At 64.1% G+C, this 24,893-nt stretch carries 25 protein-coding genes; 12 read left to right on the top strand and 13 right to left on the bottom strand.

What is annotated here, in order from left to right; translation table 11 throughout:
* Nucleotides 1-5: 5 nt before the first annotated feature.
* Nucleotides 6-1,187 carry an ROK family transcriptional regulator gene (locus tag KVY23_RS12805; RefSeq protein ID WP_230556686.1) on the bottom strand — a complete coding sequence of 394 codons (1,182 nt, stop codon included), beginning with the start codon at nucleotides 1,185-1,187 and terminating at the stop codon, nucleotides 6-8.
* Nucleotides 1,188-1,327: 140 nt separating this feature from the next.
* Between KVY23_RS12805 and edd the strand changes: the two genes are divergently transcribed.
* From edd to ychF, 4 genes are all read left to right on the top strand, one after another.
* The gene (gene edd / locus KVY23_RS12800; RefSeq protein ID WP_206509423.1) at nucleotides 1,328-3,151 is read left to right on the top strand and encodes a phosphogluconate dehydratase; all 1,824 of its coding nucleotides are present in this window, start codon (nucleotides 1,328-1,330) and stop codon (nucleotides 3,149-3,151) included.
* A 32-nt stretch (nucleotides 3,152-3,183) separates the two neighbouring features.
* Nucleotides 3,184-3,810, top strand: a complete 627-nt coding sequence (gene eda / locus KVY23_RS12795) for a bifunctional 4-hydroxy-2-oxoglutarate aldolase/2-dehydro-3-deoxy-phosphogluconate aldolase (RefSeq protein ID WP_230556684.1) — start codon at nucleotides 3,184-3,186, stop codon at nucleotides 3,808-3,810.
* A gap of 20 nt (nucleotides 3,811-3,830) precedes the next feature.
* Complete coding sequence (locus KVY23_RS12790; RefSeq protein WP_230556683.1) at nucleotides 3,831-4,130, top strand: CD225/dispanin family protein; 300 nt, start codon at nucleotides 3,831-3,833, stop codon at nucleotides 4,128-4,130.
* Between the two features lie 242 nt (nucleotides 4,131-4,372).
* Nucleotides 4,373-5,452 carry a redox-regulated ATPase YchF gene (ychF, locus tag KVY23_RS12785; RefSeq protein ID WP_075840322.1) on the top strand — a complete coding sequence of 360 codons (1,080 nt, stop codon included), beginning with the start codon at nucleotides 4,373-4,375 and terminating at the stop codon, nucleotides 5,450-5,452.
* A 600-nt stretch (nucleotides 5,453-6,052) separates the two neighbouring features.
* On the opposite strand, the gene KVY23_RS12780 is transcribed toward ychF, so the two are convergent.
* Genes KVY23_RS12780 through KVY23_RS12765 form a run of 4 tightly spaced genes read right to left on the bottom strand, consistent with a single transcriptional unit; the run spans nucleotide 6,053 to nucleotide 9,555 of the window.
* Nucleotides 6,053-6,382, bottom strand: a complete 330-nt coding sequence (locus KVY23_RS12780) for a hypothetical protein (RefSeq protein WP_139318244.1) — start codon at nucleotides 6,380-6,382, stop codon at nucleotides 6,053-6,055.
* A gap of 20 nt (nucleotides 6,383-6,402) precedes the next feature.
* Complete coding sequence (locus KVY23_RS12775; protein WP_075840324.1) at nucleotides 6,403-7,407, bottom strand: polysaccharide pyruvyl transferase family protein; 1,005 nt, start codon at nucleotides 7,405-7,407, stop codon at nucleotides 6,403-6,405.
* A gap of 59 nt (nucleotides 7,408-7,466) precedes the next feature.
* On the bottom strand, nucleotides 7,467-8,624 hold the full coding sequence (locus KVY23_RS12770) for a winged helix DNA-binding domain-containing protein (protein WP_230556681.1): 1,158 nt from the start codon (nucleotides 8,622-8,624) through the stop codon (nucleotides 7,467-7,469).
* 37 nt (nucleotides 8,625-8,661) lie between these two features.
* Nucleotides 8,662-9,555: a glycosyltransferase family 2 protein gene (locus KVY23_RS12765; protein ID WP_230556679.1), complete on the bottom strand. Its 894-nt coding sequence runs from the start codon at nucleotides 9,553-9,555 to the stop codon at nucleotides 8,662-8,664.
* Nucleotides 9,556-9,686: 131 nt separating this feature from the next.
* On the opposite strand from KVY23_RS12765, the gene KVY23_RS12760 reads away from it, so the two are divergent.
* The 4 genes from KVY23_RS12760 (at nucleotide 9,687) to KVY23_RS12745 (ending at nucleotide 13,550) form a co-directional block, all read left to right on the top strand.
* Nucleotides 9,687-11,567 (top strand): alpha-amylase family protein, encoded by a 1,881-nt coding sequence (locus tag KVY23_RS12760; protein WP_230556677.1) that lies wholly within the window; start codon nucleotides 9,687-9,689, stop codon nucleotides 11,565-11,567.
* 79 nt (nucleotides 11,568-11,646) lie between these two features.
* Complete coding sequence (locus KVY23_RS12755; RefSeq protein ID WP_230556675.1) at nucleotides 11,647-12,603, top strand: alpha/beta hydrolase family protein; 957 nt, start codon at nucleotides 11,647-11,649, stop codon at nucleotides 12,601-12,603.
* 97 nt (nucleotides 12,604-12,700) lie between these two features.
* Nucleotides 12,701-13,066 (top strand): VOC family protein, encoded by a 366-nt coding sequence (locus KVY23_RS12750; RefSeq protein ID WP_230556673.1) that lies wholly within the window; start codon nucleotides 12,701-12,703, stop codon nucleotides 13,064-13,066.
* A 13-nt stretch (nucleotides 13,067-13,079) separates the two neighbouring features.
* Nucleotides 13,080-13,550, top strand: coding sequence for an SRPBCC family protein (locus KVY23_RS12745; RefSeq protein WP_230556672.1), 471 nt, complete (start codon nucleotides 13,080-13,082; stop codon nucleotides 13,548-13,550).
* Here the strand turns inward: KVY23_RS12745 and KVY23_RS12740 are convergent, their stop codons facing one another.
* The 4 genes from KVY23_RS12740 to KVY23_RS12725 form a co-directional block, all read right to left on the bottom strand.
* Nucleotides 13,551-14,405: a PE-PPE domain-containing protein gene (locus tag KVY23_RS12740; protein ID WP_230556670.1), complete on the bottom strand. Its 855-nt coding sequence runs from the start codon at nucleotides 14,403-14,405 to the stop codon at nucleotides 13,551-13,553.
* Nucleotides 14,406-14,468: 63 nt separating this feature from the next.
* Nucleotides 14,469-15,749, bottom strand: a complete 1,281-nt coding sequence (locus KVY23_RS12735) for a WS/DGAT domain-containing protein (protein WP_230556667.1) — start codon at nucleotides 15,747-15,749, stop codon at nucleotides 14,469-14,471.
* A 59-nt stretch (nucleotides 15,750-15,808) separates the two neighbouring features.
* Entirely contained in the window at nucleotides 15,809-16,600 is a 792-nt protein-coding gene (locus KVY23_RS12730; RefSeq protein ID WP_206509436.1) for a hypothetical protein, read from the bottom strand.
* 107 nt (nucleotides 16,601-16,707) lie between these two features.
* Entirely contained in the window at nucleotides 16,708-17,286 is a 579-nt protein-coding gene (locus KVY23_RS12725; RefSeq protein WP_206509437.1) for a TerD family protein, read from the bottom strand.
* A gap of 225 nt (nucleotides 17,287-17,511) precedes the next feature.
* On the opposite strand from KVY23_RS12725, the gene KVY23_RS12720 reads away from it, so the two are divergent.
* A complete protein-coding gene (locus KVY23_RS12720; protein ID WP_230556666.1) occupies nucleotides 17,512-18,231 on the top strand; it encodes a DUF1906 domain-containing protein in 720 nt (239 codons plus the stop codon).
* A 53-nt stretch (nucleotides 18,232-18,284) separates the two neighbouring features.
* On the opposite strand, the gene KVY23_RS12715 is transcribed toward KVY23_RS12720, so the two are convergent.
* Complete coding sequence (locus tag KVY23_RS12715) at nucleotides 18,285-19,484, bottom strand: MFS transporter (RefSeq protein WP_206509438.1); 1,200 nt, start codon at nucleotides 19,482-19,484, stop codon at nucleotides 18,285-18,287.
* Nucleotides 19,485-19,517: 33 nt separating this feature from the next.
* Nucleotides 19,518-20,330 carry a hypothetical protein gene (locus tag KVY23_RS12710; RefSeq protein WP_075840327.1) on the bottom strand — a complete coding sequence of 271 codons (813 nt, stop codon included), beginning with the start codon at nucleotides 20,328-20,330 and terminating at the stop codon, nucleotides 19,518-19,520.
* Between the two features lie 300 nt (nucleotides 20,331-20,630).
* Between KVY23_RS12710 and KVY23_RS12705 the strand changes: the two genes are divergently transcribed.
* Nucleotides 20,631-21,866, top strand: coding sequence for a mannosyltransferase (locus KVY23_RS12705; RefSeq protein WP_206509439.1), 1,236 nt, complete (start codon nucleotides 20,631-20,633; stop codon nucleotides 21,864-21,866).
* On the opposite strand, the gene KVY23_RS12700 is transcribed toward KVY23_RS12705, so the two are convergent.
* On the bottom strand, nucleotides 21,808-22,098 hold the full coding sequence (locus KVY23_RS12700) for a 4a-hydroxytetrahydrobiopterin dehydratase (RefSeq protein ID WP_230556662.1): 291 nt from the start codon (nucleotides 22,096-22,098) through the stop codon (nucleotides 21,808-21,810). The genes KVY23_RS12705 and KVY23_RS12700 overlap by 59 nt on opposite strands.
* Nucleotides 22,099-22,130: 32 nt before the next feature.
* Here KVY23_RS12700 and KVY23_RS12695 point away from each other — a divergent pair, with 32 nt between their 5' ends.
* The gene (locus KVY23_RS12695) at nucleotides 22,131-22,556 is read left to right on the top strand and encodes a (deoxy)nucleoside triphosphate pyrophosphohydrolase (protein ID WP_206509440.1); all 426 of its coding nucleotides are present in this window, start codon (nucleotides 22,131-22,133) and stop codon (nucleotides 22,554-22,556) included.
* Here KVY23_RS12695 and KVY23_RS12690 read toward each other — a convergent pair.
* Nucleotides 22,522-22,698 carry a hypothetical protein gene (locus KVY23_RS12690; RefSeq protein ID WP_230556661.1) on the bottom strand — a complete coding sequence of 59 codons (177 nt, stop codon included), beginning with the start codon at nucleotides 22,696-22,698 and terminating at the stop codon, nucleotides 22,522-22,524. The two genes, KVY23_RS12695 and KVY23_RS12690, sit on opposite strands and share 35 nt — an antisense overlap.
* Before the next feature lie 186 nt (nucleotides 22,699-22,884).
* On the opposite strand from KVY23_RS12690, the gene typA reads away from it, so the two are divergent.
* Nucleotides 22,885-24,822, top strand: coding sequence for a translational GTPase TypA (typA, locus tag KVY23_RS12685; protein WP_075840331.1), 1,938 nt, complete (start codon nucleotides 22,885-22,887; stop codon nucleotides 24,820-24,822).
* The last annotated feature ends 71 nt before the right edge of the window (nucleotides 24,823-24,893 follow it).

Genomic DNA, 24,893 nt, shown 5'->3' with positions numbered 1-24,893 from the left:
TGTCGTCAGGCGCCGAGTGCCTGGTCGACGGCCCGCGCGCTCAGTACCTGGTCCAGCACCATCGCGGCGCTGCCGATCACGCCCGAGTGATCGCCATGCGTGGTGGCCTGGATGGTCAACGCGCGGGTGGCCAACGCGGTTGCGTTGCCGTAGACGGTTTCACGCAGACCCGCCACGAAGATGTCGTAGGCCTTTGCCATGTCCCCGCCGACGATGAGTACCTCGGGGTTGAGCAGATTGACCGCCCCGGCGAGTGTTTCACCGATGTGCCTACCGCTGTCGCGGATGAGGCGTCGGGCCTCGGGGTCACCGCTGATCGCGAGGTCGACAACGCCCCGGATGTGCCCGACGCTGCGGCCCTGGTTCTGCAGGGCCCGCACGAGGGCCCAGCCGCCGGCGATGGCTTCGAGGCATCCGCTGTCGCCGCACCGGCAGGCGACGCCCGCAGCTGCGGCGGCTTTGGTATGGCCGAATTCGCCTGCGGCGCCCAATGATCCGCGCTGGAGAACCCCGCCTGCCACGATGCCCGCGCCGAGTCCGGTCGACGCCTTGACCAGGAGTGCATCGTTGAAGTGCGTGTGATTGTCGCGGCGCTCGGCGAGCACCATGACGTTCGCGTCGTTGTCGAGAAAGACGGGTGCGGAGGTGGTGTCGGCGAAGAACGGCGCCAGGGGAACGCCATCCCAGCCGTGCATGATGGGTGAATCCAGGCTGCAGCCGCGGGCGGTGTCCGCGGTGCCGGGAATGGAGAGTCCGACGCCGAGGATGCGGTGGCCGAGGCGTCCGGTGTCGTCGATGAGCGCTTCGAGGCGTTTGGTGATCTGTGGCATCAGCTCACTCGGTCCGACGCCGATTTCCTGATCGACGGTGTCGTTGGCGAGAAATTCTCCGCCGAGGGTGAAGACGCCGAGTTGCGATCGACTGCGTCCGATGGCGGCGGCGAGGACGATGCCGGCGTCGACGTCGAAGGACAGGCGCGCCGGCGGGCGTCCCCCGGTGGACTGAGTGTCCTCGGTTTCGAGGATGAGGCCGAGCGCGGTGAGTGCGGCGACTCGCGAGGCGATCGCGGAGCGGGAGAGCCCGGTGATCTTGCCGAGTTCGGCTCGTGTGTCGGCCTCGCCGTCCCGCACGAGCGCGAAGATTTCACCCGCTGTCGCAGGTGGGGCGCTCGGAAGGGGCGGTCGCATATCTGCCATTCAATCAATTCGCAACTGTTGCGGCAACAACGCAAGTTCACCCACTTATAACTTTCAAATACATAAGTTGGGTTGTGCGCACACCTAAGTGGCCCTAGGCTGGCCGTTGAGACCGAAAAGGGGAACACCTCATGGACACAATCCACCCGGTCCTGCGTCAGGTCACCGACCGCATCGCAGACCGCAGCCAGTCCGAACGGGCCACCTACCTCGATCGAATCGACACTGCAGCAGACGCCGGTCCCGCCCGCGGCCGCCTCGCCTGCGCCAACATCGCCCACGGCTTCGCCGCATCGGGCAAGGCCGACAAGCAGGCGCTGCGCGGCATGGTCAAACCGAACATCGCGATCGTCTCCGCCTACAACGAGATGCTGTCCGCGCACAAACCCTTCGAGTCCTACCCAGCCACCCTCAAGGCGGCGGTCATCGACGCGGGCGGCATTGCACAGTTCGCCGGTGGTGTTCCCGCCATGTGCGACGGCATCACCCAGGGGCGTGAGGGCATGCAGCTCTCGCTCTTCAGCCGCGACATCATTGCCATGTCCACGGCCATAGCCCTCTCGCACGACATGTTCGACGCCACCCTCATGCTCGGTGTGTGCGACAAGATCGTCCCCGGAATGCTCATCGGCGCGCTGAGTTTCGGTCACCTACCCGCGGTGTTCGTCCCCGCCGGTCCGATGACCTCCGGGCTTCCGAACGGGGAGAAGGCGAAAGCCCGTCAGCTCTACGCTGAGGGCAAGGTGGGACGTGAAGCACTGCTGGACGCCGAGGCGGCGTCGTACCACGGCAGCGGCACGTGCACCTTCTTCGGCACCGCCAACTCGAACCAGCTGCTGATGGAGGTCATGGGCCTGCATCTACCCGGGTCGTCGTTCGTCAATCCGGGAACCGCGATGCGCGACGCCCTCACTCGCGAGGCCGGACACGTCGTGACAGGTCTGACGGCTCTCGGTGATCAGTACACGCCCGTCGGACGCTTGGTCGACGAGAAGGCGATCGTCAACGGATGCGTCGCGCTGCTGGCCACCGGCGGGTCGACCAATCACACGATGCACCTCGTCGCGATCGCGAAGGCCGCAGGTATCACGCTGACCTGGCAGGATCTGTCCGAGCTGTCTGCGGTGGTGCCGCTCATGGCGCGCATCTACCCCAACGGCAAAGCCGATGTGAACCACTTCCATGCCGCAGGCGGGCTCGGCTTCGTCATCGGGTCGCTGCTCGACGCCGGTCTGCTCCACGAGGACGTCGACACCGTCGCCGGTAGGGGACTGCAGCGCTACACCCAAGAGCCCAAGCTCGACGGTGACGGCGTCATGTGGCACGAGGGCACGCGCATCAGTGGCGACAACACCGTGCTGCGCGGAGCCGACGAGCCTTTCAGTCGCGACGGCGGACTGAAGATGCTCACCGGTCCGATCGGCAAGTCCGTCATCAAGACATCAGCTCTGGCGTCCGAGCATCGCGCGGTGACCGGGCCGGCCAAGGTCTTCGACGACCAGGCGGACTTCCTGGCAGCGTTCGAGGCCGGGCAGCTCGAAGGAGACTTCGTCGCGGTGCTGCGCTACCAAGGCCCCAAGGCGAACGGAATGCCCGAGCTGCACAAGCTCACCCCGGCACTCGGCATCCTGCAGGACCGCGGCTACCGCGTCGCACTGATCACCGACGGCCGCATGTCCGGCGCGTCCGGAAAGGTGCCTGCCGCAATTCACCTCACGCCCGAGGCCGCAAACGGCGGATCGATCGCGAAAATACTCGACGGTGACATGATCACGCTCGACTCCAATACGGGCACGCTTGACATCGGCGTTCCCCTCGGCGAGTTCGAGGCTCGCCCGGTCACCGGCCGGGTGCTCACCGACGACGAATGGGCCGGTACCGGCCGCGACCTGTTCTCCGGCATGCGCGCCATGGTCGGCCCAGCCGACGAGGGCGCCATGTTCGTGATGCGCTGACCCCCATCTGACTCTAGAAAAAAGGTAAGAACTTGACTGCATCTCTGCTCGACCGCGTTCCCGTCATCCCCGTCGTCGTCATCGACAACCTCGATCACGCCGTACCGATCGCCCGCGCCCTGGTCAAGGGTGGAGTGCCGGTCATCGAACTGACCCTGCGGACTCCCGTGGCGCTCGACGCCATCGAGCGCATCGCTGCGGAGGTTCCCGAGATCCTGATCGGCGCAGGCACAATCGTGACGCCGGGGCAGGCGAAGCAGGCTGCCGATGCGGGCGCTCAGTTCCTGGTGTCACCGGGCTGCACCCCGGCTTTGACCAAGGCTATGAGGGATACCGGGTTGCCGCACCTGCCCGGCGCTGCGACAGTCTCGGAGGTGCTCACGCTCCTCGAGGCCGGGTACACCGAACTCAAGTTCTTCCCGGCCGAGGCCTCCGGCGGTGCGAACTTCCTCAAGTCCATTCACTCACCCATCCCTGCCGCACGCTTCTGCCCGACGGGCGGAATCTCCACCGCCAATGCGTCGACGTATCTGGCGCTGCCGAATGTCGGGTGCGTCGGAGGTTCGTGGCTCACTCCGGCCGCCGCGGTGGCGAACGAGGATTGGGATGCTGTGACCACCTTGGCCGAGGCCACATCGACGCTGAAGACAACCGCGTAGGTAGGTATTACGCTGCGTCCATGACAGACCCGAATCAGCCATATCAGCAGTACGCGCCGCCACCGCCGCCGCCGTCCAACGTGGGATGGGCAGTGGCGGCGGTGCTGTTCTTCTGGCCGCTCGCGTTCTCGGCCTTCACTCACTCCTCGAACGTGTATCCGCGCTGGGCAATGGGCGATTTTCAGGGTGCGCAGTACGCGTCGGACCGGGCCAAGAAGCTCGGGCAGATCGCACTGTGGGTGTGGGTCGCGTTTTTCGTGGTGCTCATTGCCTTCTATGTGGTGTTCTTCGCGATCCTGATCAATGCGAGCACTTGGTAGGCGCTTCGCGCACGTGCGCGGAAATGCATAGAGGGACACGTATTTCCGCTCACATAGGCGGGGCAGATCGAACGGCTGTCCAGGCTGACGGATCTCCTGCTGGCTACTCGCTCAGACCAGAGGGTTCTCACCTCGATGAGGGCGCGGATCATATTGACCTCAGTCCGCTCGGTGCATCGGCGGTCGACGCAGGCCGGGCACTGTCCGAACTGATGGCCACGTCAAAGTAGACTCCATAGACCGTGAGCCTCACCCTCGGAATCGTCGGACTGCCCAACGTCGGCAAGTCCACCCTCTTCAACGCGCTGACCAAGAACGACGTGCTGGCCGCGAACTACCCGTTCGCGACCATCGAGCCCAACGTCGGTGTGGTTCCGCTTCCTGATCCGAGGCTCGGCAAGCTCGCCGAGATCTTCGGTTCCGAGAAGCTGGTGCCCGCGCTGGTGTCGTTCGTCGATATCGCCGGCATCGTCAAGGGTGCATCCGAAGGTGCCGGGCTGGGCAACAAGTTTCTCGCCAACATCCGTGAAGCCGACGCCATCTGCCAGGTCGTTCGTGTATTCGCCGACGACGATGTGGTGCACGTCGACGGCCGCGTCGACCCGTCCGCCGACATCGAGGTCATCGAGACCGAACTCGCTATCGCGGACCTGCAGACGCTCGAAAAGGCGATCCCGCGCGTGGAGAAGGAAGCGCGGATCAAGAAAGACCGCAAACCCGCGCTCGACGCCGCCATCGCTGCGCAGGCAGTGCTCAACGAGGGCAAGACGCTGTTCTCGGCGCAGGCCAAGCTCGACTTCGAACTGCTCAAGGAATTCCAGCTCCTGACCACCAAGCCGTTCCTGTATGTCTTCAACGCCGACGAGGCCGTCCTCACCGACGACGTGAAGGTGGGCGAACTTGCCCGCTCCGTCGCCCCGGCGGATGCAGTGTTCCTCGACGCGAAGATCGAATCCGAGCTCCTCGAACTCGACGCCGAATCCGCTGCCGAGCTGCTCGAAAGCGTCGGACAGACAGAACCGGGTCTCGACGCCCTGGCCCGCGCCGGCTTCCACACCCTCGGACTACAGACCTACCTCACCGCCGGGCCGAAGGAAGCGCGCGCCTGGACCATCCACAAGGGCGACACGGCACCGCAGGCAGCTGGCGTCATCCACACCGACTTCGAGCGTGGCTTCATCAAGGCCGAAGTTGTCAGCTTCGAGGACCTCGTCGACGCCGGATCCATGGCCGCAGCCAAGGCCGCGGGCAAAGTCCGTATCGAAGGCAAGGACTACGTCATGGTCGACGGGGATGTCGTGGAGTTCAGGTTCAACGTGTAGAGACGCTGCCGTTCAATCTCTGGGGGGGAGAAGTGATCTGCGCATCATGCGGCATTCCGCTTGCGTCGACGGCCAAGTCCTGCACTGAGTGCGAAGCATCAGTTGGTGTTGGCCGGGAGAATTCAGTCAGCACTGGCGGCGGCGATATCGGTGGAGATGTGTATCAAGCGCAGGGCAATATCGTCGTCAACCCGGCTGCATCGACGCCGCCCGAGGCCAGGTATGAAGCCGTGCCCATGTGGAGAAGCCCATTGACGTTGGCTCTACTGACATGGGCAAGTGTTGCGCTCGGGGTCACCGGCGTCTTTCCGCTGTGGCAGGTCGTCGAGCGCGTCATCGACCTATTTGCTTCCGAAGAGTCTGCGGACTTCATAGGGCGAAGCGGGTTCGCCTGGCTTCATCTGCTCTTGGCAGTCGTGCTGCTACTCGGCCTCTTGCTCGGTCTCCGCCGAATCGCTATGACTGAGACACGCTGGCCACTCCGCTTCGGGTTGGCTGTTAGCGGTCACGGACGACGCATTACGTTGGAAAAGATCCGTGCCGACCGATGCCCAAAGTGTCGCGGGAAGATGAAGTACTACAGCAAGCCGATCGAATGGATTAACCACGTAGACCCGAATGGTCGGCGTTGGCGAGAAATAACGCAGCGGGTCCCCGCCCTGGAGTGTCGGCGAAACTCGAAGCATTGGTACGAAGTCGACCCGGCCGAGGAGGAAGCGGCGTGACTCGTCGCTGAGCCACGGCGGCAACGTCGAGCTTGCAACTCCATGGGTGGACCAGCTCTACTTCCTTGTGCGGACGGGGCTGCAGATTCTCGGGACTGACGATGGTGTAGTAGATGCCGCCTTCGCCTGGATGGACGAAGCCGACGGCCAGCAGCCAGCTCCATGATGTTTGTACGTGTGGCGATGTCGTGGAGTTCCGCTTCAACGTCTAGCTGACACCTCGCGCTATCGGCTGTCCGCTACAGCCTCGGCTACCAGCTCGGCGGCTTCGGCTGCTGTCGCCGCGAAGCGAACGTTGTCGAACCGGTGAAGGTAGGCGCTGTAAATGCCCGACACCTTCTTGTTCGCGTTGTCCATCGCGACCACCCGCTTGCCCATCATTGCGGCCAGTACAGCGGCGTGCAGCCTGTCCGTCAGAACGACCCGACCTTTGCTCAGAATCCGTTGAGCTACACGGAGATTGAGCGCCGCGGCCCGTGGGTAGGAGCGGGCGAGCGCCGGGTAGAGCGGCCGGGTGGTCTTGGGAAAGTTGGAGGCAATTCTCGTCGGGAGCGTAATCACCTGCCATATGGCCAAATCCTTGCCGTGCAGGCCCCAGTCGAATCGGACTGACGAGGCGTCGATGTCGACGGGTCCGTGATCGAGCTTCTCGGAGTCGACGCGAAGGAGTTTCACGACATCGACAGCGCAATCGCCAGGGTTGTTCGCGATCTCGGCTCCGAATGCCATGTCAGGGCAATACTCGACATTGTTGTCAGGAAAGCTTGCGAGCGCGATGTCGTACGAACGCTTCTCGCGCAACATCAGCGTGAGATCCGGATGTGCCGCGTAGATCGCTGCGGTCCTCTTCAGGGCATCGGAATCGGCGTAGTCCATGCCCTGGGGGAGCCCGACGATCTTGCTGTCCGGGAACCGGGCGACCACCCTTTCGCGAAACTCCTGATGTGCAGGCCAACGGTCACCGAAGTTGCCCCCGCCTTGCAGGAAAATGGTGCCTGTGCCTACTCGTCTCCTGGCCAGCGCATCGTCGTGAGTGTTCAGGTCCGAGATGTACTCGACGCGGACCCCTGATTCCTCCAGGTATACGGTTTCACCCGCGTATATAAGGGAGTCACCAGCGTTGTCGTAGCTGGGAAAATCCAGAAGAGCGACGCGATCTCCAGGAGCCGTGTGACGACGCATCACCGCACGAGACTCGTCTCGTATCGATTCGAGCGCGTGCTGGGTCATGACGCAATCATGCCGCACCTGACACAACACCCTCGGCATCGCAGCTGCGCCGCAACGAGCTACCTCCCCCGCAACTTCTTCTCCAACGGTGTGGGGAAGCTGGGGACCACCGCCGAGCCGTCGAGCACATCTGTCAGCCGCCCGGCCTCGGCTGCAACCTCAGCCGGCCTGACGATTTCGAACAACTCCGTCACCACCTCGCCGGAGGGGCTGACGGCCCAGCCACCGACGATGCGTCCGTCCACCCAAATGCTCGGCCCGATGTTGCCGAAGGTGTCGAACAACGGCTTCTTGTAATCACCGAGATACCAGTTGCGGTGCTTCCATCCCATTGCCGTCGGATCCAGCGCAGGCAAGAGCATCACCGACGGACCTGAACTATCAAAAACCGTCCCCGCCAACATCATCCCTTCGCCCACGCTCAATTCCACCTCGACGAGATCCAACCCGGCCAAAGCGGCGCGGGTCTGCGTCTTGTTCCACCCCGTCCACCATTGAACGTCGTCGAACGTGGCCGGTCCGAACACCTCGAGCCACCGCCGAACCAGGTCGCGACGCGCCTCGGCCTCGTCCAGAATGGGAATTCCCTCGGGCCACCAGTGTTCGACCGGCGCCCACGCATGCCGCCGCGAGGTCCATGCCCCGCGCGGTTCGACGCGGACCAGCCGGCCCTCGGCGGCCATCATCGTCAGCACCTCGGAGGTGACATAGCGCTTGACGTCGTACACCTTGTCGGTGGTCGGTAGAAACGCGGTCTTCAACAAGGGAACAGCGTTGGACAATTCCGCGCCGGTAGCGGTTCCGGCGGCCCGCAGCGCAGCCTCGGTGTCCCGTTCCACCGCGGCGACCCACGCGTCGACGTCGTCGACAACAGGCTCGGTCGGCCCGGCAGCTACCTGCTTGAGCAGCCGGGTTCGCATCGTGCGAGCGACGCCGAGACTGGCCGCGGCATGAACCGTCGGAACATCGTCATGGGCGATGACGAACATGGTCCGGCGCATCGCCATGAGGCGAACGAGACTGCGACGGGTATACATTGCGGCCCGAACGTCCTCGATCGTCAGTGATCGAGCGCGCGCGAGAACCGACAGGTACACCGACGCCGGGTCGGTTGCGTGCAGGGCCAGTACGGACGAAACGACGTCCTCTACGGTTGGCGCGCTCGCGAAATGGCGTGCGACGAGACGTGCCCGGCGCTGCTCGTCGGTGATCTTCACAAACACATTGTGCGCTCGCCGAGCCAGCGGTCACCCGTCAACGCTTGTGTCCTCGGGCCAGGAGCTGCAACCGCATTCTCAGCGCGCCATATTGTTGCCCGATGAGATGAGCCCACAGTCCGCGTGGTGGCGGGTTCAGTGCTCTCGGAAGCCATGGATTTCTGACCGTCGCGAAATACAGGATCGTCGCCACATGGGCCGGCACTTGCAGCAGAGCCGACGGGTCGGGGCTTCCGTGGACGCTGTGCTTGCGAGCCAATTCCACCGACGTCCACCCGTAGCGCATTCCCTGTACGAACGACGCGCGCAAGGTGGTACGCAGCCTGTATGCGACCACTGCATCGGGGACGTGGCCCAGCGTCAACCCTGCCTCTTGGATGCGCCAGGAGTAGTCGACATCCTCACCTCCGCCGAGGAACTGCCCGTCGAAGTACCCCACCTCGTCCACAACTCTGGACCACATGCCGAAGTTGTTGCCGCATGCGTAGGGCAAGTACGGCGTTTCGAATCGTTTCTCAGGTGGTGGCAGTGACCGCCACGTTGCGACTTCATCCGAGTTGAGTGTGCGCACATCGACCCCACCGCCGACTGCATCGAAGTCCTCGGCCGCGCGAACAAGTGCACTCAGCCAGTTCGGGTGCACCGCGTCGTCATGGTCGGTGAAAGCGAGAAACTGGCCTCGTGCAGCGTCGATGCCGATATTCCTCGCGTTCGAGACCCCTCTCTTGCCGGAGCTGTCGACCCACCGAACATCAAGTTTCAACCCCAGTTCGTCCAGGTGCCGACGAAGATCGCCGTTCGCGCCGTTGTCGCTGACGATGACCTCGAACTCACCGTCGTAGTCTTGATTCGCGAGGGCTTCGAGCTGCACGTCGAGTTGGGGCATGCCGTCGTACACCGGGATGATGACGGAAACAAGACTGGGTGGCACGTTTCCGAACGCTACTTCACCAGGTGCGATCAGTCCTGGATATAGCGGCGTTCTGTCCCGGAAAATCCAAGGCATCGCACTGTCCCGGCCGATCAGGAATCTGGCAATGCAACCCGTGTCATGATGCAGTCATGACTCCGGAGGTGCGGGACATTCTCGCCGGCATGCCCGCCCATCGGCGCGAGACGTTCGAGCTCCGACTCGAGCAGTGGTGGCCCGACCTGCACGATGCTGTCACCGCCCTGTACGACGGGCCCGACGCGGTGGCCGCCAATCTCGTCGCCATCGCAGCGCAGGGTTTCGCCGAACGCTCCGACGACCTCCATCGTTTGGACGAGCGCAGGCTCCTGCAACCCGATTGGTTTCAGCGCCCCAACATGTTCGGGTACGCCTGCTACGTCGACCGCTACGGCACCACGTTGGAGGGGGTGGGGGAGCGGCTCGACCATCTCGTCGATCTGGGCGTGACCTACCTGCACATGATGCCGTTGCTCACGCCACGGGAGGGTGACAATGACGGCGGGTACGCGGTGAAGGATTTCTATTCGGTTCGACCGGATTTGGGCACCAACGAGGATCTGCGAAACCTCGCGACGACGCTGCGGGCCCGCGGGATCAGCCCCGTTGTCGACTTGGTTCTCAATCATGTTGCGCGTGAACATGAATGGGCGGAGAAGGCCCGTGGGGGTGATGAGAGATATCGCAGCTACTTTCATATCTACCCCGACCGGGAGACCCCAGATTCATTCGAGCGCACCCTGCCCGAGGTGTTCCCGGATTTTGCGCCTGGCAGCTTCACTCTCGACACCGAACTCGACGAGTGGGTGTGGACGACGTTCAACGCGTGGCAGTGGGACCTGAACTGGTCCAATCCCGCCGTGTTGGAAGAGTTCGCAGGAATCGTCATGCACCTGGCCAACCTGGGTATCGAGGTGCTTCGTCTCGACGCCATCGCGTTTCTGTGGAAGCGACTCGGTACCAACTGTCAAAACCAGCCCGAGGTCCACGCGATAACGCAGGCACTACGCACAACATGCCGGCTCGCTGCTCCCGCAACGCTGTTCAAGGCCGAGGCGATCGTCGGCCCTCGTGACCTGATGCCGTATCTGGGCCTCGGCCGCCACACCGGCAGGGTCTCCGACATCGCCTATCACAACTCGCTGATGGTGCACATCTGGTCCATGTTGGCCTCGGGCAGCAGCGAATTGGCTGTTCACGCACTCGCTTCACTGCCGCCGACGCCGCCCAGTGGCACCTGGGTGACGTACGTGCGGTGCCACGACGACATCGGCTGGGCCATCGACGACGGTGACGCCGCCGCCCGTGGGGTGACCGGCGCCGGGCATCGGCACTTTCTGGCGGACTGGTACTCGGGCGATTTCGATGGATCCTGGGCAGAGGGTCTGGTGTTTCAGTACAACCCGGATACCGGCGATCGACGCATCAGTGGGACTTCGGCGGCGTTGAGCGGGCTGGGGCCGTCGAGGAAGGATGCCGACGGTGCGTTCGCGCGCATGTTCCTGGCCCACGCGATCGTCGCCGCGTGGGGCGGCATCCCCGTCGTGTGGAGCGGTGACGAGATCGCCTCACCCGGCGACCCGAACTGGGCGAGCGAACCAGGTCACGAGAACGACAACAGGTGGGTGCACCGTCCCCGCGTCACCGATGAAGACCGTGCCCGACGCCTCCAGCAGGGGACCGACGCGCAGCGAGCCTTCGACGGCATCGCGCACATCGCGCGGGTGCGCCGAGGGTTGCCGATGCTGCATTCCGAGGCCCCTGTGCAGGTACTGACGGACACCGAGGATGGACTCCTGGTGTTGGTGCGACGTCACCCGAGCGGCACTTTGGTCGGTGTGTTCAATGTCACAAGTGAGCATCGAGCGTTCCCGTACGATCGACTGCTCGAGCTGGGGCTCACCGATCCGCACGAGGTGCTTTCCGGACACAGCGTGGTCTTGCACGACGGTCGCGTCTGGCTTCCGCCCTACGCAGCATGGTGGATGGTCTGATCCAGGCCACGCAAAGCCGTTATTTCCCTGTTACCCTCCCACCGACGGTCGATCAGATTCGGACGATAGGGATTCTTTGATGTTGTTCTCTCGTGCGCGCAGCCTCGTGCTGGGTGTCGTGACCGTACTGATCGCAGCGTTCGCTGCCACATTCGTGGGCACCGGCGTCGCGCAAGCGGACTCCGCGCTCATCTACGTTCACTCGAACGCGATGAACAAGGACATCCCCGTCAAGGTCTTGACGGCAGCAGGGGACGGCCCCGCGCCGACCATCTACCTGCTCGACGGCCTCCGCGCGCCCGATGACAACAACGGTTGGCTCATCGAGACCGATGTCGAGCAGTTCTTCGCCGACAAGCACGTCAACGTTGTCATCCCGTTCGGCGGCGGCGGCACGTTCTACACCGACTGGGAGCGCCCCGATCCGAAGCTGGGCGTCGTCAAGTGGGAAACCTTCCTCACCCAGGAACTCCCGCCGGTCATGGCCGCCCAGTTCGGCAGCGACGGAGTCAACAACGCTATCGCCGGCCTGTCGATGAGCGGTACGTCCGCGCTCAACCTCGCCGCGCATCACCCCGACTTCTACAAGGCAGTGGCCTCGTTCAGCGGCTACCCCTCGGCCAGCAGCCCCGGATACGCGCAGGGCATTCAGGTCTCGGTCGGCGAGATGGGCGGAAACGCTCGCAACATGTGGGGCGCATGGCCGTCGGCGTCGTGGCTCGCGAACGACCCACTGCTCAACGTCGGAAAACTGCGTAACACCTCCGTGTTCGTTTCTGCCGGAACCGGATCGCCGCTCACCGACCCGACCGTCAACCCCGTCAGTGCCAGCTTCGACCCGGTCAAGTTCGCGCAGATGGTCCCGCTCGAGACCGCGTCGGGACTGAGCAGCCGCGCGTACGTCGCCGCGCTGCGCGGTACGGGCAACAACCCCCAGGTTCGCATCACCGGCACCGGCACGCACTGGTGGAACTTCTGGGAAGAGCACCTGCACGACGCGTGGTTCACCACGTTCGCGCCTGCCCTGGGCCAGTAGCCCCGCAAAAGCCCGCAAGCTCCGGCATGAATGGCACATTGCAACTGTCTAACCGTTGCAATGTGCCATTCATGCTGAGCGGCTAATGTCCGGGAATATGACAGCCCCGAAGATCGACATGGACTACACCGTTCTCGACTGCCCCGACACCGCCGCGCTCGCGGAGTTCTACCAGCAGGTACTGGGCTGGGAGATCACCCGATCCGAAGGCGACTGGGCGGTGCTGCAGGGGCCGGGCGAGCTGCGGCTCGCTTTCCAGCAGGCGCCGGACTTCGCGCCGCTCGAATGGCCTTCCGAGGGCATCAAGATCCACCTCGACTTCATGATCGACGACATGGCAGCCGCCACTCGGCACGTCCTCGACCTAGGAGCGAAGTTGCTCGACGACTCCGACGAGCATCCGAGCTTCGTGGCATTTCGTGACCCGGCCGGTCACGTGTTCTGCCTGTGTCGGCGCGACTGACTATCATTCGCTCATGGCATCGGATAGCAGCTTCCTGGTCGAACGATCGACGGTGATCCAGGCATCGCCGGAGAAGATTCATTCGTTGCTGGACAACTTCCAGAAGTGGCGGAGTTGGTCGCCGTGGGAAGATGCCGATCCTGAGCTGAAGCGCACCTACTCCGGTCCGGATTCAGGCGTCGGTGCGTCGTACGCCTGGTCCGGCAATCGGAAGGCCGGTGCGGGCAGCATGGTCATCACCGGTTCGAAGCCCGGCCAGATCGTCGTACTGGACCTGGTGTTCACCAAACCGTTCAAAGCTCAGAACGTCACTACCTTCACCATCGAGCCGGGGCCGAACGGTTCCGAGGTCACCTGGGCGATGACCGGGAAGAACAATCTGTTCTTCCGACTCGTCGGCAAGGTCTTCCCGATGGACAAATTGGTCGGCAAAGACTTCGAGAAGGGCCTCGCCAAAATGAAGGTCGAGGCAGAGAAGGCCTGATCAGGCTGCAAGTTCGTAGTGTCCGAAGGTGGCGTTCACCTGGAGCCACTGGGCCAGGATCTGACAACCAGTCAGTCCACTGTTGTCGAGTGGCTCGCTCGCGTAGGCGATGTGCCGGTCGCCCGACGGGTTGGCCACCCGCATGCCTCGCCAGGCGAGGGTGCGAGGCAGGTAGCCACCCAGCTCACGGGCCGCGACGCGCAACCGTCGGACATCTGTGACCCATTGGCGAGGTGACAGTCGTGTCTTGGCGGCATTCTGGAAGCCATTGCTGCGCAGCAACACCCAGACCTGCCTCAGCCACAGCTTCGGTGTCCGAAACGACATGAAGCGGGTGATGTCCGCGATGTCGCGAATGTAGCTGTCCTCGCTGGCGTTGCAGATCATGTCCTCGGGGTGTCCGATCCACATCACCTCCACCGACGCCGGTACGGCCGGTCCGTCACCGGCGACGCCACTGCCGGAGCAGCCTGCGACGACCCCGGCGGGCTGCTGAGGGTCCGAGATCAGCCCAGCGGTGACGACGGTGGGCAACCAGACGGTTCCCCTCGTCATCATGCCGAGCAGTTCTCTGATCACCGAGCATCCCTGTGAGTAACCGATCAACGCAACCGGCCCGTCCGCACGCCGAATCGCGGCGATCAGCCTGCGGACACCGGCCTGGGTGCTCTGCCGATAGCTCAGACCACCGACAGCAACGGGTCCGTAGGACGCGGGGTAGCCCACCCACCTGGACGTGAACCGATCGTCGAGGTGGGTCGTCACGCTGCCGAGAAGCCCGGTGACAACTGTCCGGTGGTCGTCGGGGTGAGATTCGCCAGTGCCGCCCACCGCCAGGACTGTCATGTGCGTCATGACCCAACTGTGGTCGAAGAATCTGAGACCATCACCCTGCCGATGCTGAGAAGACCCTGGCAATCAGCCGAAGGCGAGCGCAACGTCGTCGGCGGCCCCGCGCAGGATCGACTCGTAGACATCGGGGTCGGGCACCGCTGATGCGGCCGAGGTGATCCCGAACGTCACGGTCTCTCCTATTCCGTGCACACCGTGGGTGAGTCCCATGACGGGGGAGAGAGCGGGGAAGCCCGCGGTGAACCGTACCGGGCCGCCGCCGAGCCGCAGCGTGGCCGCGCCCCGAGCGACACTGGATACGACGGTATGCCCGGTGACCGCGTCGGGGACGGCGGTGGCGTCGAACTGGCGCACGCCCCAGTGGAGCAGGACGGCAGGAACCATTTCGGTTGCCAGCGCGCTCACTGCCATTGCCGGATGCTCGGCACGGGCTCGGCGCTGCGCCAGTGCGGCCGCAATCGAACCGGCGCGTTCGAACAGATCGTCCGTCTCGGGGAAGAGTCCGACCCCGGCATTGCGAAAGTGGTTGCGGGCGCGGCGCTCACCGGGTTTTGCGATGGTCACCTCGGCGCCGAGGTCGGACGGAACACGGTCACCGTGCATTTCGAGGTATCGAGACAGGGCCGCCGATACGACGGTGAGTGCGCCGGCTGTGACACCGATTCCCGGGGCCGTGAGATCGGCGCGATCGCGAACGACCGTGCGGATCGATACTGCTTCGGAGGGGGCGACGTTGAGTCGGGTTCTCGGCCGGGGCGGTGCCTGAGCCGGTACTTTCCCGGCATCGGTGTCGGCAGCGAGGCGCTGATCGAGTTCGTGTGCACGCCGCGATCTTCGGATGAACTCGATGGGACGAAACCGTCCACGTGCCGGTGGGTCGAAGACAGCAGTGTCGGCGTCGCCGAACAGTCGCCGTGCAAGTGACGACGCGACCCTGCCGTCACCGAGCGCGTGTGAGATCTGCAGGACCGCAACGAGAGCCGCACCGGTGCATCGAGGTGCACCAGTGACAGCGGTGAAAAGGTGTAGCCGCCAGGTTGTTTCGTGTTGATCGAGCTGTTCCCGTAACAACGTGCCGAGCTCGCTCAGGCACGCACCCCAGTCGCCGGGTTGTCCGTGATCGAGCACATGCGCGGCGTCGAGACGCATCGATCTCGTCCGCGGGTATCCGAGATCGAGTGGGACGTCGGCGATTCGAAGCTGCAACTGTTCGATATCTGCGGCATTGCGCAGCACCTCGCTGCGAACGGGCTCGGCGGTGCTGTCGGTGTCGAAGCAGTAGAGCAGAAACTGATCGTTCGGGATCTTCGACGAAATCCAGTACGTCTGAGCGTCAGTGGGATGCAACGAACTGTGCCGCCGCGTGAGACTTCGACGCGGCGGCACAGGTGATACGAGGTTTCGAATCAGGCGACGTTGACCAAGCCGACCGTCGGGAAGAAGAAGCAAGTCTTCGCACCGTCGGCAGTGTTGTGGGTGACGTTGCCGAACACGGCTGCGAGCACGGTGCCCGATCCGGTTTCGACCGGCACAGCCCGCGCACCTGCGGATGGCAGAGCGGCCAACGCTTCGGTGATCGGTCCACGCGCCAGTTCCTTCACGACGGGCAGAACGTCGAGGTTGTCGAGGATGGCGTCGACGAGCTCGCTGGTGGCGCCGCCCATCTCGGCGAATCCACCCTGGAGGGTGTTGACGTTGAACCAGGCAACCTGCATGCCGGCTTTGTCACCCGAGTCGTCGATGATTCCGGCTGGGACGAATGCGAACATCGTCTCGCCCGCTTCCACCGCGTTGAGCGGGGGTAGCGTCGGGATGCTGAGGTTGGGCCACGGTCCGGCCGCGCCGCCTGCGACACCCGGCACGATTCCCAACGGTGCGCCGGGTGTTGCAGAGCAGTTGATTGCCGCAGTCGGGTAGAAGAACGGCGTGATGCCGGCGTCGGTCAGGATCCGATTGGCGGTCTCGAGTGCTGCCAGTGGGTTGGCGTCCACCGGGTCGGCAACCTCGGTGCGCGAGTTCGAGATCGCCTCGGCAGCTGCGAGAGCGGTCGAATCGCCCTGCCCCTGAAGTGTTGCCACGGCCTGCGACAGCGGATCGGAGACTGGAGCGGGGTCCGCGGCGGCTGTTGCCGGAACGGCGAGGAGTGCGGCACAGGACAGTGCGACTGCACCCGCTGCACGACTGAGACGACGAGACATTGTGTGACTCCTGAGACTGATGTGGCCGAAGTTACTGATGTGGTGATGGGACCACACCGATGTCCGCTTTTCCAAGGAGAAGGCGGCACGGTTATTCAATCGATACGTCAGCTTGCGCTGATCCCGAAGTCGCGAACGATCCCCACCAGGCCGGAAGCATACCCCTGACCAATGGCGCGGAACTTCCACTCCTGGCCGCGCCGGTACAGCTCGCCGAACACCATGGCGGTTTCTGTGGAGGCGTCCTCGGTGAGGTCGAATCGCGCGAGCTCGCGGCCGTCAGCGCGGTCGACGACACGGATGAACGCGTTGATGACCTGCCCGAAGTTCTGCCCCAGGACGTCGGCGTCGTGGATCGATACCGGGAAGACGATGGACTCGACCTCGGGTGAGAGGGCGGTGAGGTCGACGTTGATGCTCTCGTCGTCACCTTCGCCTTCACCGGTGCGGTTGTCTCCGGTGTGCTCGATGGCCCCGTCCGGGGACCGCAGATTGTTGTAGAAGACGAAGAATTGATCACCCACGGACTTCTTGTCGGCGCGCAGCCCTATCGCACTCGCGTCGAGATCGAAGTCCCCGCCGGTGGTGTTGCGTACGTCCCAACCCAGACCGACGGACACGGCGGTGAGGTTGGGTGCTTCCTTGGACAACGAGACGTTTCCGCCCTTGGCCAGCGTGACGCCCATCTGGAACTCCTTTTCGATCGTGTCTGCTGTCGACTCCACAGTAGGGGAACGGCCGAATTGGCGAGCGTGGGGCGGATGGGTCGTGTGACACCTGTGCGAGTGATGTGACTAGCGATACCCAAGTGATTGTGGTGCAATAGCGAAACGCGCCAAGCTACCAGCGTCACCGATCGAATTGTGCGCGACACGCCGAGGTGACCGATCGATCGATATGGGGATTGCACCGTGCACGTTTCGAGACGAGAGCTGTTCAAGTACGCCGCGGTCGGTTCGGCCGCGGCAATGGGTCTGGCTGCCGTGAATTCGACGGCGGCACGAGCGGACGGACTGGGCACTCTCGTCGACTACTCAGGTGGTGTTCCGTCAGCGGCGGCAATTGCTGCGGCCGGCCACCTCGGTGCGGTCCGGTACGTCTCGGATCGTCGGCCGGGCGCCGACTGGATGATCGGCAAGCCGCTGAAGGAGTCCGAGGCCGACGCCCTCGCGGCGGCAGGTCTCGAGGTGGTGTCGAACTACCAGTACGGCAAGGGGGACACCTCCGATTGGAGGGGTGGCTACGCGGCGGGGGTCAAACATGCCAAGCGGGGCCTCGAACTGCACACGGCTGCCGGCGGTCCGGCGAATCGGCCGATCTACGCCTCGATCGACGACAATCCCACCGCGGTGGAGTTCGCGACCATGATCGCGCCGTACATCCTGGGGTGGGAGTCTGTTGTGGGCCCGGAGAACACCGGCATCTACGCAAACTCACCCACCATCGAACTGGCCTCGATCGCCGGTCTCGGTCAGTGGTACTGGCAGCACAATTGGGGAACGCCGAAGGGATACCGGCACCCCAGTGCGCATTTGCATCAGGTCCGAATAGACAAAGACGAAATCGATGGGGTCACCGTCGACATCAATGTCATTCTTGCCTCCGATTACGGTCAGTGGTCCGCGGCCTGAGAGGGTAATCGAATGAATCTCATCGATGTAATTTATTTGATCGCCGGCTATTTCTACGAGCTGTTCTCCGACGCCTTTTCTTCGTGAAAGTCCCTGGACTCGAGTAACAGCAGAGCAAGCGATATCAGGGCCAGCGCGGCTACAGCCGCCGAGAACACCACTCCCGCGGTGACGAGCCCCCAGGCATTGGCCGCGGCACCGGCTCCGATGACCGGCACCGAGATGGCGATGTAGAGCACGACGAAGAACGTCGAGGTCACCTCTGCGCGCCGATCGGTGGGAAGCTCGGCCGTGATCGAGGCCATCCCCTTGCTGAATGTGACGCCCTGACCGACGCCGCACACCACCGCGGCGATGACGAGTAGCGGCAGAGATTCGAGTAGCAGTGACACTCCGAGCGCAGCAACGCCGACAACCAGCGTGATACACCCGGCCCGGAGTGCGAAGGTATCGCCGAGGCCGCGCAGGCCGATCTGGGCGGCCGCGGAAGATGCGAAGATCACGAAGACCACGGCGCCGGTCGCGGCATGATTGTCGATCCCCAGAACCTGCGTCATGAACCCGGGTGAGACGCCCGTGAACAGGCCGAGTACGGCGAAACCTGCGAAACCACCGGTCGCGGCGCGAACGAAGGTACCTCGTATGGGAGCGGGTACGGACAGTCGTTGCATGTGTGGGCGGGCGCCGCGCGCCACAGCGACCGGCTCGGGAACGAAGTACACAGCAATGGCGGCGACCAGCAGCAGCGCGATGTCGACTGCGAAAGTCAGACGCATCGGTTGTGGCATGTACTGGACGAGCAGGCCCGCCAGCAGGGGGCCGAGGCCGAGTCCGCCGATGTTGGCTGCGGTGGCGATGGATGGAGCCCGGGAGCGCCACTTGTCCGGTACCAGTTCCACCAGCGTCACCGTCGCGGTCCCGACGAAGATTCCGGCGGAGAGCCCGGAGAGGACTCGTCCGATCAACAGCGCAGTGAGGGAGCCGGCGCTGATGAACACGATTGCGCTGGCGATGCCGAGACCGATGCCGGCGAGCAGCATCGGTCTACGGCCCAGCGAATCGGACCATCGGCCGAACGCGAGAAGTGCTGCCAACACCCCGAGTGCGTAGGCGGCGAAGATGATCGTGACTACGAAGACGGAAAACCCGAATTCGGCCTGGTAGAGCGAGTACACGGGGGTGGGCATCGTCGTGCCCAGCATCGCTACTGCGAACGCGTATGCGATCGCGACGAAAGCCAGAGGTCTGCGCACGAGCAGACCTTACCCGTGCTATCGGTCAGACGCTCACGGTACGAAAACGGTCCCGATCGTCGGCAGGAAGCTGCAGGAGCGAGCCGGTGCTGTCGGATCTTCCTTCGACTGGGTCGTGATCGATCCCGAGACGACCGCAAGAACGCGACCTGGGCCGGTGTCGGCGATGGTCGACAGAGTTGCGGGCCCGCCGGGGTTGATGTTCGCAGCGCCGGTCAGGTCCACAGCGCCGGTGCGGCGGTTGTCCAGGTTGAGCCACGATACGGTCAGCGGCGCTTCCTGCGTCTGCGCGAGGGGTTGCGTTCCGAGGGCCGTGAAGACGAAGCCCGCCTGGCCGGCCGGGGGGCCGGGGGGAGGCAGGGTTGCCGGTCCCGGCACAGCGAGTGCAGTGCCGACGGAATCGGCGGAATCGGAGATGCATCCCTTGCCGATGGTCGGGTACAGGAACTGCGCGATGACCGGGCCGTCCGCGGGTGGAATCTCCGGGCCGCCGCCGCCGGAGCCGTCGAGGAACGTGATGACCCGCTCGAGGATGGACCTGACCTGCTCGGGTAGTGCAGAGGACTCCAAGAGCATGCGTGCCTGAGCGAGCAGATCGGCTTGGGTGGTGGGAGCGGCGTCGGCCGGCCCCGCTGCGGCACCCATGATGGCCGGCGCGAACGCGGCGAGTGCTTCGACCTGTGCGTAGTCGGGAAGCGGTTGATCAGGAGTGGGGAGGAAAAGAGGAGGCAGTTCCACTGCGGGTGGTGCTGGTTCTGCGGACGCAACGGTCGGCACAGCGAGCGCGGCGGCGACTGCCACTGCTAGGGCTGTGACGGTCCTGCGCGTTACACCGTTACGTAACACTTGTTTTCCCCATCCTGATCGAAAAGCGGGCCGTGAATCGGTTGCTGGCTCGAGGGGTCACTCTATGTATCCGACTCGACGTTGTACAGCCGGTACCAGCGTTCACCGCAAGTGGACAGTAGCCTGTTACGGAAGTGATCAGTGTGGTTGGTGATACAAATGTTATTCGTGATACGTGAATGTGGGAATTCCGACCCCCGCTGGGGCACCTGTTCGGGCCATTTCACAATTGCCTTATAGGCTCAGCCGTCGATTCCGCGCAATCGGCCCAACGCACACTGAAACGGGAGCTGTGAAGAAGTGAACCGCCTGGTTCGATACGCCCCGTTCCTGCTCGCCCTGTCCGTGATCACGCGGCTTGTGTGGGCTTTCGCGACGCCCAACGGCATGAACCTCGTCGACCTGCACGTCTACGTGGATGGGGCGGCGGCCCTCCTGCAAGGCAACCTGTACGAGTTCACCTACGCGGAAAAGACACCGGATTTCCCGCTCCCCTTCACCTACCCACCGTTCGCTGCCCTGGTGTTCTTCCCACTGCACTACCTGCCGTTCACGATCGTCGGCGTGTGCTGGCAGCTCGCGACGATGGCGGCGATGTTCCTGCTGATCCGGCTCGCCATCGGACTCGTCCTCGACTTCAGGCCGGATGCGGTTGGGAGCACGACCGACTGGACGCGTGTGGCGATGCTGTGGACGGCGTTGGCGCTGTGGACCGAACCCGTACGCACCACACTCGACTACGGGCAGGTCAACGTCTTCCTGGCACTCGCCGCCATCGTGGCGATCCGCAGCACGCGCTGGTGGATCGCCGGGGGCATCGTCGGGTTCGTCGCCGGAATCAAACTGACCCCCGCGATCACCGGCCTGTACTTCCTGGCGACGAAACGGTGGAAGGCCGCCGCTTTCTCCGCCGTCGCGTTCGGCGCGACCGTCGCCATCAGTTACCTGGTGCTGGGCCGGCAGGCGGGCACCTACTTCACCGAGCTACTGGGCGACGCCGACCGCATCGGCCCAGTCGGCTCGGTATGGAACCAATCCCTGCGTGGAGCGATGAGTCGCATCGCAGGACGCGACATCGATTCGTCTGTGCTGTGGCTTGTCGGCGTGCTCGCAGTGAGCGTTCTCGCGTTCTTCGCCTGGCGGGCGCTCCGTACGAACGATCGACTCGGAACGTTGCTCGTGGTCCAACTGCTGGGACTGTCGGTGTCACCGATCTCATGGTCCCACCACTGGGTATGGGTGCTGCCGCTGCTCGTGTGGCTGCTGCACGGACCGGACCGGCATCTGCTGGGAACCCGACTGGTCGCCGGATATTGGCTCGTTGCCGTCGTCGTCGGCATCCCATGGATTCTGAGTTTCTTCCAGGAGTCGATCTGGCTCGTCTCTCGGCCCGGACTGCTGGCATGGCTCGGCGCCGTGGACATGGTGGGAGTACTGCTGGTCTACGGCTGGACGATCCGTCTGGGACGAGGACGACTCAAAGGGCAGAAAGCAGAGAATCGATCTCTCGCGCCAGATTCACATCCTTCACCGTGAGTCCACCCGCAGAATGTGTGGACAGTGTGAACGTCAGCTTCCGCCACCTGATGTCGATGTCCGGATGATGGTCGGCCGCCTCCGCGGAAGCAGCCACGCGCGCCACCAGATCGATCGCCGCCGGAAATGTCGGTGCCTGGACTGTGCGGGTGATCGCGTCGCCGGCGAGGGCCCACTCGGGCAGGCCCGTGAGGGCGTCGTCGATCTCGGAGTTGGTAAGAAGTTCACTCATGCAGCGATAGTGACACGAACGAAAGTGGTGGCATGACTGAAACGGCCGATCAGCGAGTGGTCGTCGCGGGCGCAATCGTCTCCGATGGCCGACTGCTGCTGGCGCAGCGCGCCTCCCCGCCGGAGCTCGCCGGTCGGTGGGAGCTACCCGGCGGCAAGGTCGAAGCGGGCGAGTCCGAGGAAAGTGCGCTCGAACGTGAACTGCGGGAGGAACTCGGCGTCGAGACGGCGGTGACCGAACCACTGGGCGGAGAAGTGGCGCTGCCGGGCGCATCGATACTGCGGGCCTATCGCGTCGAACTGGTCTCGGGGACGCCGGCGCCGTTGGAGCATTCCGATCTCAGGTGGGTCGACGCCGACGGCCTGCGCGAAATCGACCTGGTCGAGGCAGATCGCGGATGGATGCCCGAACTGCTCGACATACTCACTTCTCCCGGGCGTGCTCGAGACCCTTCTTGAGTTCCTTCTTGCTGGCCCCGGACGCTTCGAGCTTCTTCATTCGCATGATGACGACGGGGCATGTGATGCATCGCGTCTTCTTGCGGCAGCACTTCTTCTTGGGCTTGAGGCCCGAAACGTCCTTGGCCTTGACCTTGCCCATGCAACTACTCCGGATTTCGATAACTTTGGGTGAACTTACGGGCAAGACTACTGCGTGGTGCAGGTCACCCTGTGCCAGCGGGTAAACTCGGCCGGTCGCGAGAATCTCGCGGTGCAGCGCGCTTCTCTAGCGACATAAGCCCGCTAGCGAACAAGAGCCCGCATTAGACCCAGGAGAATTTTTCGCGTGAGTGCCCCAAGCAGTGCAGACAACATCGATTCCACCACCACGTTCCGCAACGTAGCCATCGTTGCACACGTCGACCATGGCAAGACCACGCTGGTCGACGCCATGCTCCGGCAGTCCGGAGCGTTCGAGGAACGCGCCGAAGCGATCGACCGCGTCATGGACTCGGGCGACCTCGAAAAAGAAAAAGGCATCACGATTCTGGCCAAGAACACGGCCGTCCACAAACGCAACGCCGACGGAACCATCACCGTCATCAACGTGATCGATACCCCCGGCCACGCCGACTTCGGCGGTGAGGTCGAGCGCGGACTGTCCATGGTCGACGGTGTCGTCCTGCTCGTCGACGCCTCCGAGGGCCCGCTGCCGCAGACCCGCTTCGTGCTGCGCAAGGCGCTCGCCGCCTCGCTTCCGGTGATTCTGGTCGTCAACAAGACGGACCGTCCCGACGCGCGCATCGAGGAGGTCGTCTCCGAGAGCCACGACCTGCTGCTGGACCTGGCATCGGACCTCGACGACGAGGCCTCCGAGGCGGCCGAGCTGGCACTCGACCTGCCTGTCCTCTATGCCTCCGGTCGCGAGGGCAAGGCATCGAAGGTCAAGCCCGAGAACGGCAACGCTCCCGACGCCGAGAACCTCGACGAGCTGTTCGAGGTTCTGCTCAACTACGTCCCCGCTCCCAAGGGCAACGTCGACGCTCCGCTGCAGGCGCACGTCACCAACCTCGACGCGTCGGCCTTCCTCGGCCGCCTCGCCCTGGTTCGTATCCACAACGGTCAGCTCAGCAAGGGCCAGACCGTCAGCTGGATGCGTGAGGTCGACGGCGAGCCCGTCGTACAGAAGGCCAAGATCACCGAGCTGCTCAACACCATCGGCGTCGAGCGCGTGCCGGGTGAGAAGGGCGTCGCAGGCGATATCGTCGCCGTCGCCGGTTTCCCGGACATCATGATCGGTGACACCCTTGCCGACCTCGAGAATCCGGTCGCGCTTCCGCGCATCACCGTCGACCAGCCGGCCATCTCTGTCACCATCGGCACCAACACCAGCCCGCTCGTCGGACGGGTCAGCGGACACAAGCTGACCTCCCGCATGGTCAAGAGCCGTCTGGACCAGGAGCTCATCGGTAACGTCTCGCTCAAGGTGCTCGACATCGGCCGGCCCGACGCCTGGGAGGTGCAGGGTCGTGGTGAGCTCGCGCTCGCCATCCTCGTCGAGCAGATGCGTCGCGAGGGCTTCGAGCTGACCGTCGGCAAGCCGCAGGTGGTCACCCGGCAGGTCGACGGCAAGCTGCACGAGCCCTTCGAGGAGCTGACCGTCGACACCCCGGAGGAGTACCTCGGTGGCGTGACGCAGCTGCTCGCCGCGCGCAAGGGCAAGATGGTGCAGATGACGAACCACGGCGCCGGCTGGGTTCGGATGGAGTTCATCGTCCCCTCGCGTGGCCTCATTGGCTTCCGCACGGACTTCCTCACCGATACGCGCGGCACCGGAATCGCGAACGCCGTGTTCCACGGATACGCGCCGTGGGCCGGCGAGATCCGCGCCCGCCACACCGGTTCGCTCGTTTCGGACCGCAATGGCACCGTGACGCCGTTCGCAATGATCCAGCTCGCGGACCGTGGCACGTTCTTCGTCGAGCCGGGTGCCGACACCTACGAGGGCATGGTGGTGGGCATCAACCCGCGTCAGGAGGACCTCGACATCAACGTCACGCGAGAGAAGAAGCTGACCAACATGCGTCAGTCCTCCGCCGACGTGATGGAGACCCTGGCGAAGCCGAAGAAGCTGGACCTGGAAATGGCGATGGAGTTCTGCGCGGGCGACGAATGCGTCGAGGTCACCCCCGAGGTCGTGCGTGTGCGCAAGGTGCACCTGGACTCCAATGAGCGTGCGCGCGAGCGTTCGCGCAGCAAGTCGCGCGACAAGGCTGCTCTGTAGACTTCGCTACTCATGCGAAGTGTTCGCGTGGTCCGTCTTGTGTACGGACCACGCGAACACGAGCCTCGACG

Origin of the sequence: Rhodococcus sp. I2R, assembly GCF_020889545.1 — a bacterium.
Classification (GTDB): Bacteria; Actinomycetota; Actinomycetes; order Mycobacteriales; family Mycobacteriaceae; genus Rhodococcoides.
This window is presented reverse-complemented; position numbering and strand designations above follow the sequence as displayed.

Coding starts and splice junctions, on each gene's coding strand:
- KVY23_RS12805 (WP_230556686.1), bottom strand. CDS start 1,187: ATGCGACCGCCCCTTCCGAGCGCCCCACCTGCGACAGCGGGTGAAATC.
- edd (WP_206509423.1), top strand. CDS start 1,328: ATGGACACAATCCACCCGGTCCTGCGTCAGGTCACCGACCGCATCGCA.
- KVY23_RS12790 (WP_230556683.1), top strand. CDS start 3,831: ATGACAGACCCGAATCAGCCATATCAGCAGTACGCGCCGCCACCGCCG.
- KVY23_RS12775 (WP_075840324.1), bottom strand. CDS start 7,407: ATGACCCAGCACGCGCTCGAATCGATACGAGACGAGTCTCGTGCGGTG.
- KVY23_RS12760 (WP_230556677.1), top strand. CDS start 9,687: ATGACTCCGGAGGTGCGGGACATTCTCGCCGGCATGCCCGCCCATCGG.
- KVY23_RS12755 (WP_230556675.1), top strand. CDS start 11,647: ATGTTGTTCTCTCGTGCGCGCAGCCTCGTGCTGGGTGTCGTGACCGTA.
- KVY23_RS12750 (WP_230556673.1), top strand. CDS start 12,701: ATGACAGCCCCGAAGATCGACATGGACTACACCGTTCTCGACTGCCCC.
- KVY23_RS12745 (WP_230556672.1), top strand. CDS start 13,080: ATGGCATCGGATAGCAGCTTCCTGGTCGAACGATCGACGGTGATCCAG.
- KVY23_RS12740 (WP_230556670.1), bottom strand. CDS start 14,405: ATGACGCACATGACAGTCCTGGCGGTGGGCGGCACTGGCGAATCTCAC.
- KVY23_RS12730 (WP_206509436.1), bottom strand. CDS start 16,600: ATGTCTCGTCGTCTCAGTCGTGCAGCGGGTGCAGTCGCACTGTCCTGT.
- KVY23_RS12725 (WP_206509437.1), bottom strand. CDS start 17,286: ATGGGCGTCACGCTGGCCAAGGGCGGAAACGTCTCGTTGTCCAAGGAA.
- KVY23_RS12700 (WP_230556662.1), bottom strand. CDS start 22,098: ATGAGTGAACTTCTTACCAACTCCGAGATCGACGACGCCCTCACGGGC.
- KVY23_RS12695 (WP_206509440.1), top strand. CDS start 22,131: ATGACTGAAACGGCCGATCAGCGAGTGGTCGTCGCGGGCGCAATCGTC.
- KVY23_RS12690 (WP_230556661.1), bottom strand. CDS start 22,698: ATGGGCAAGGTCAAGGCCAAGGACGTTTCGGGCCTCAAGCCCAAGAAG.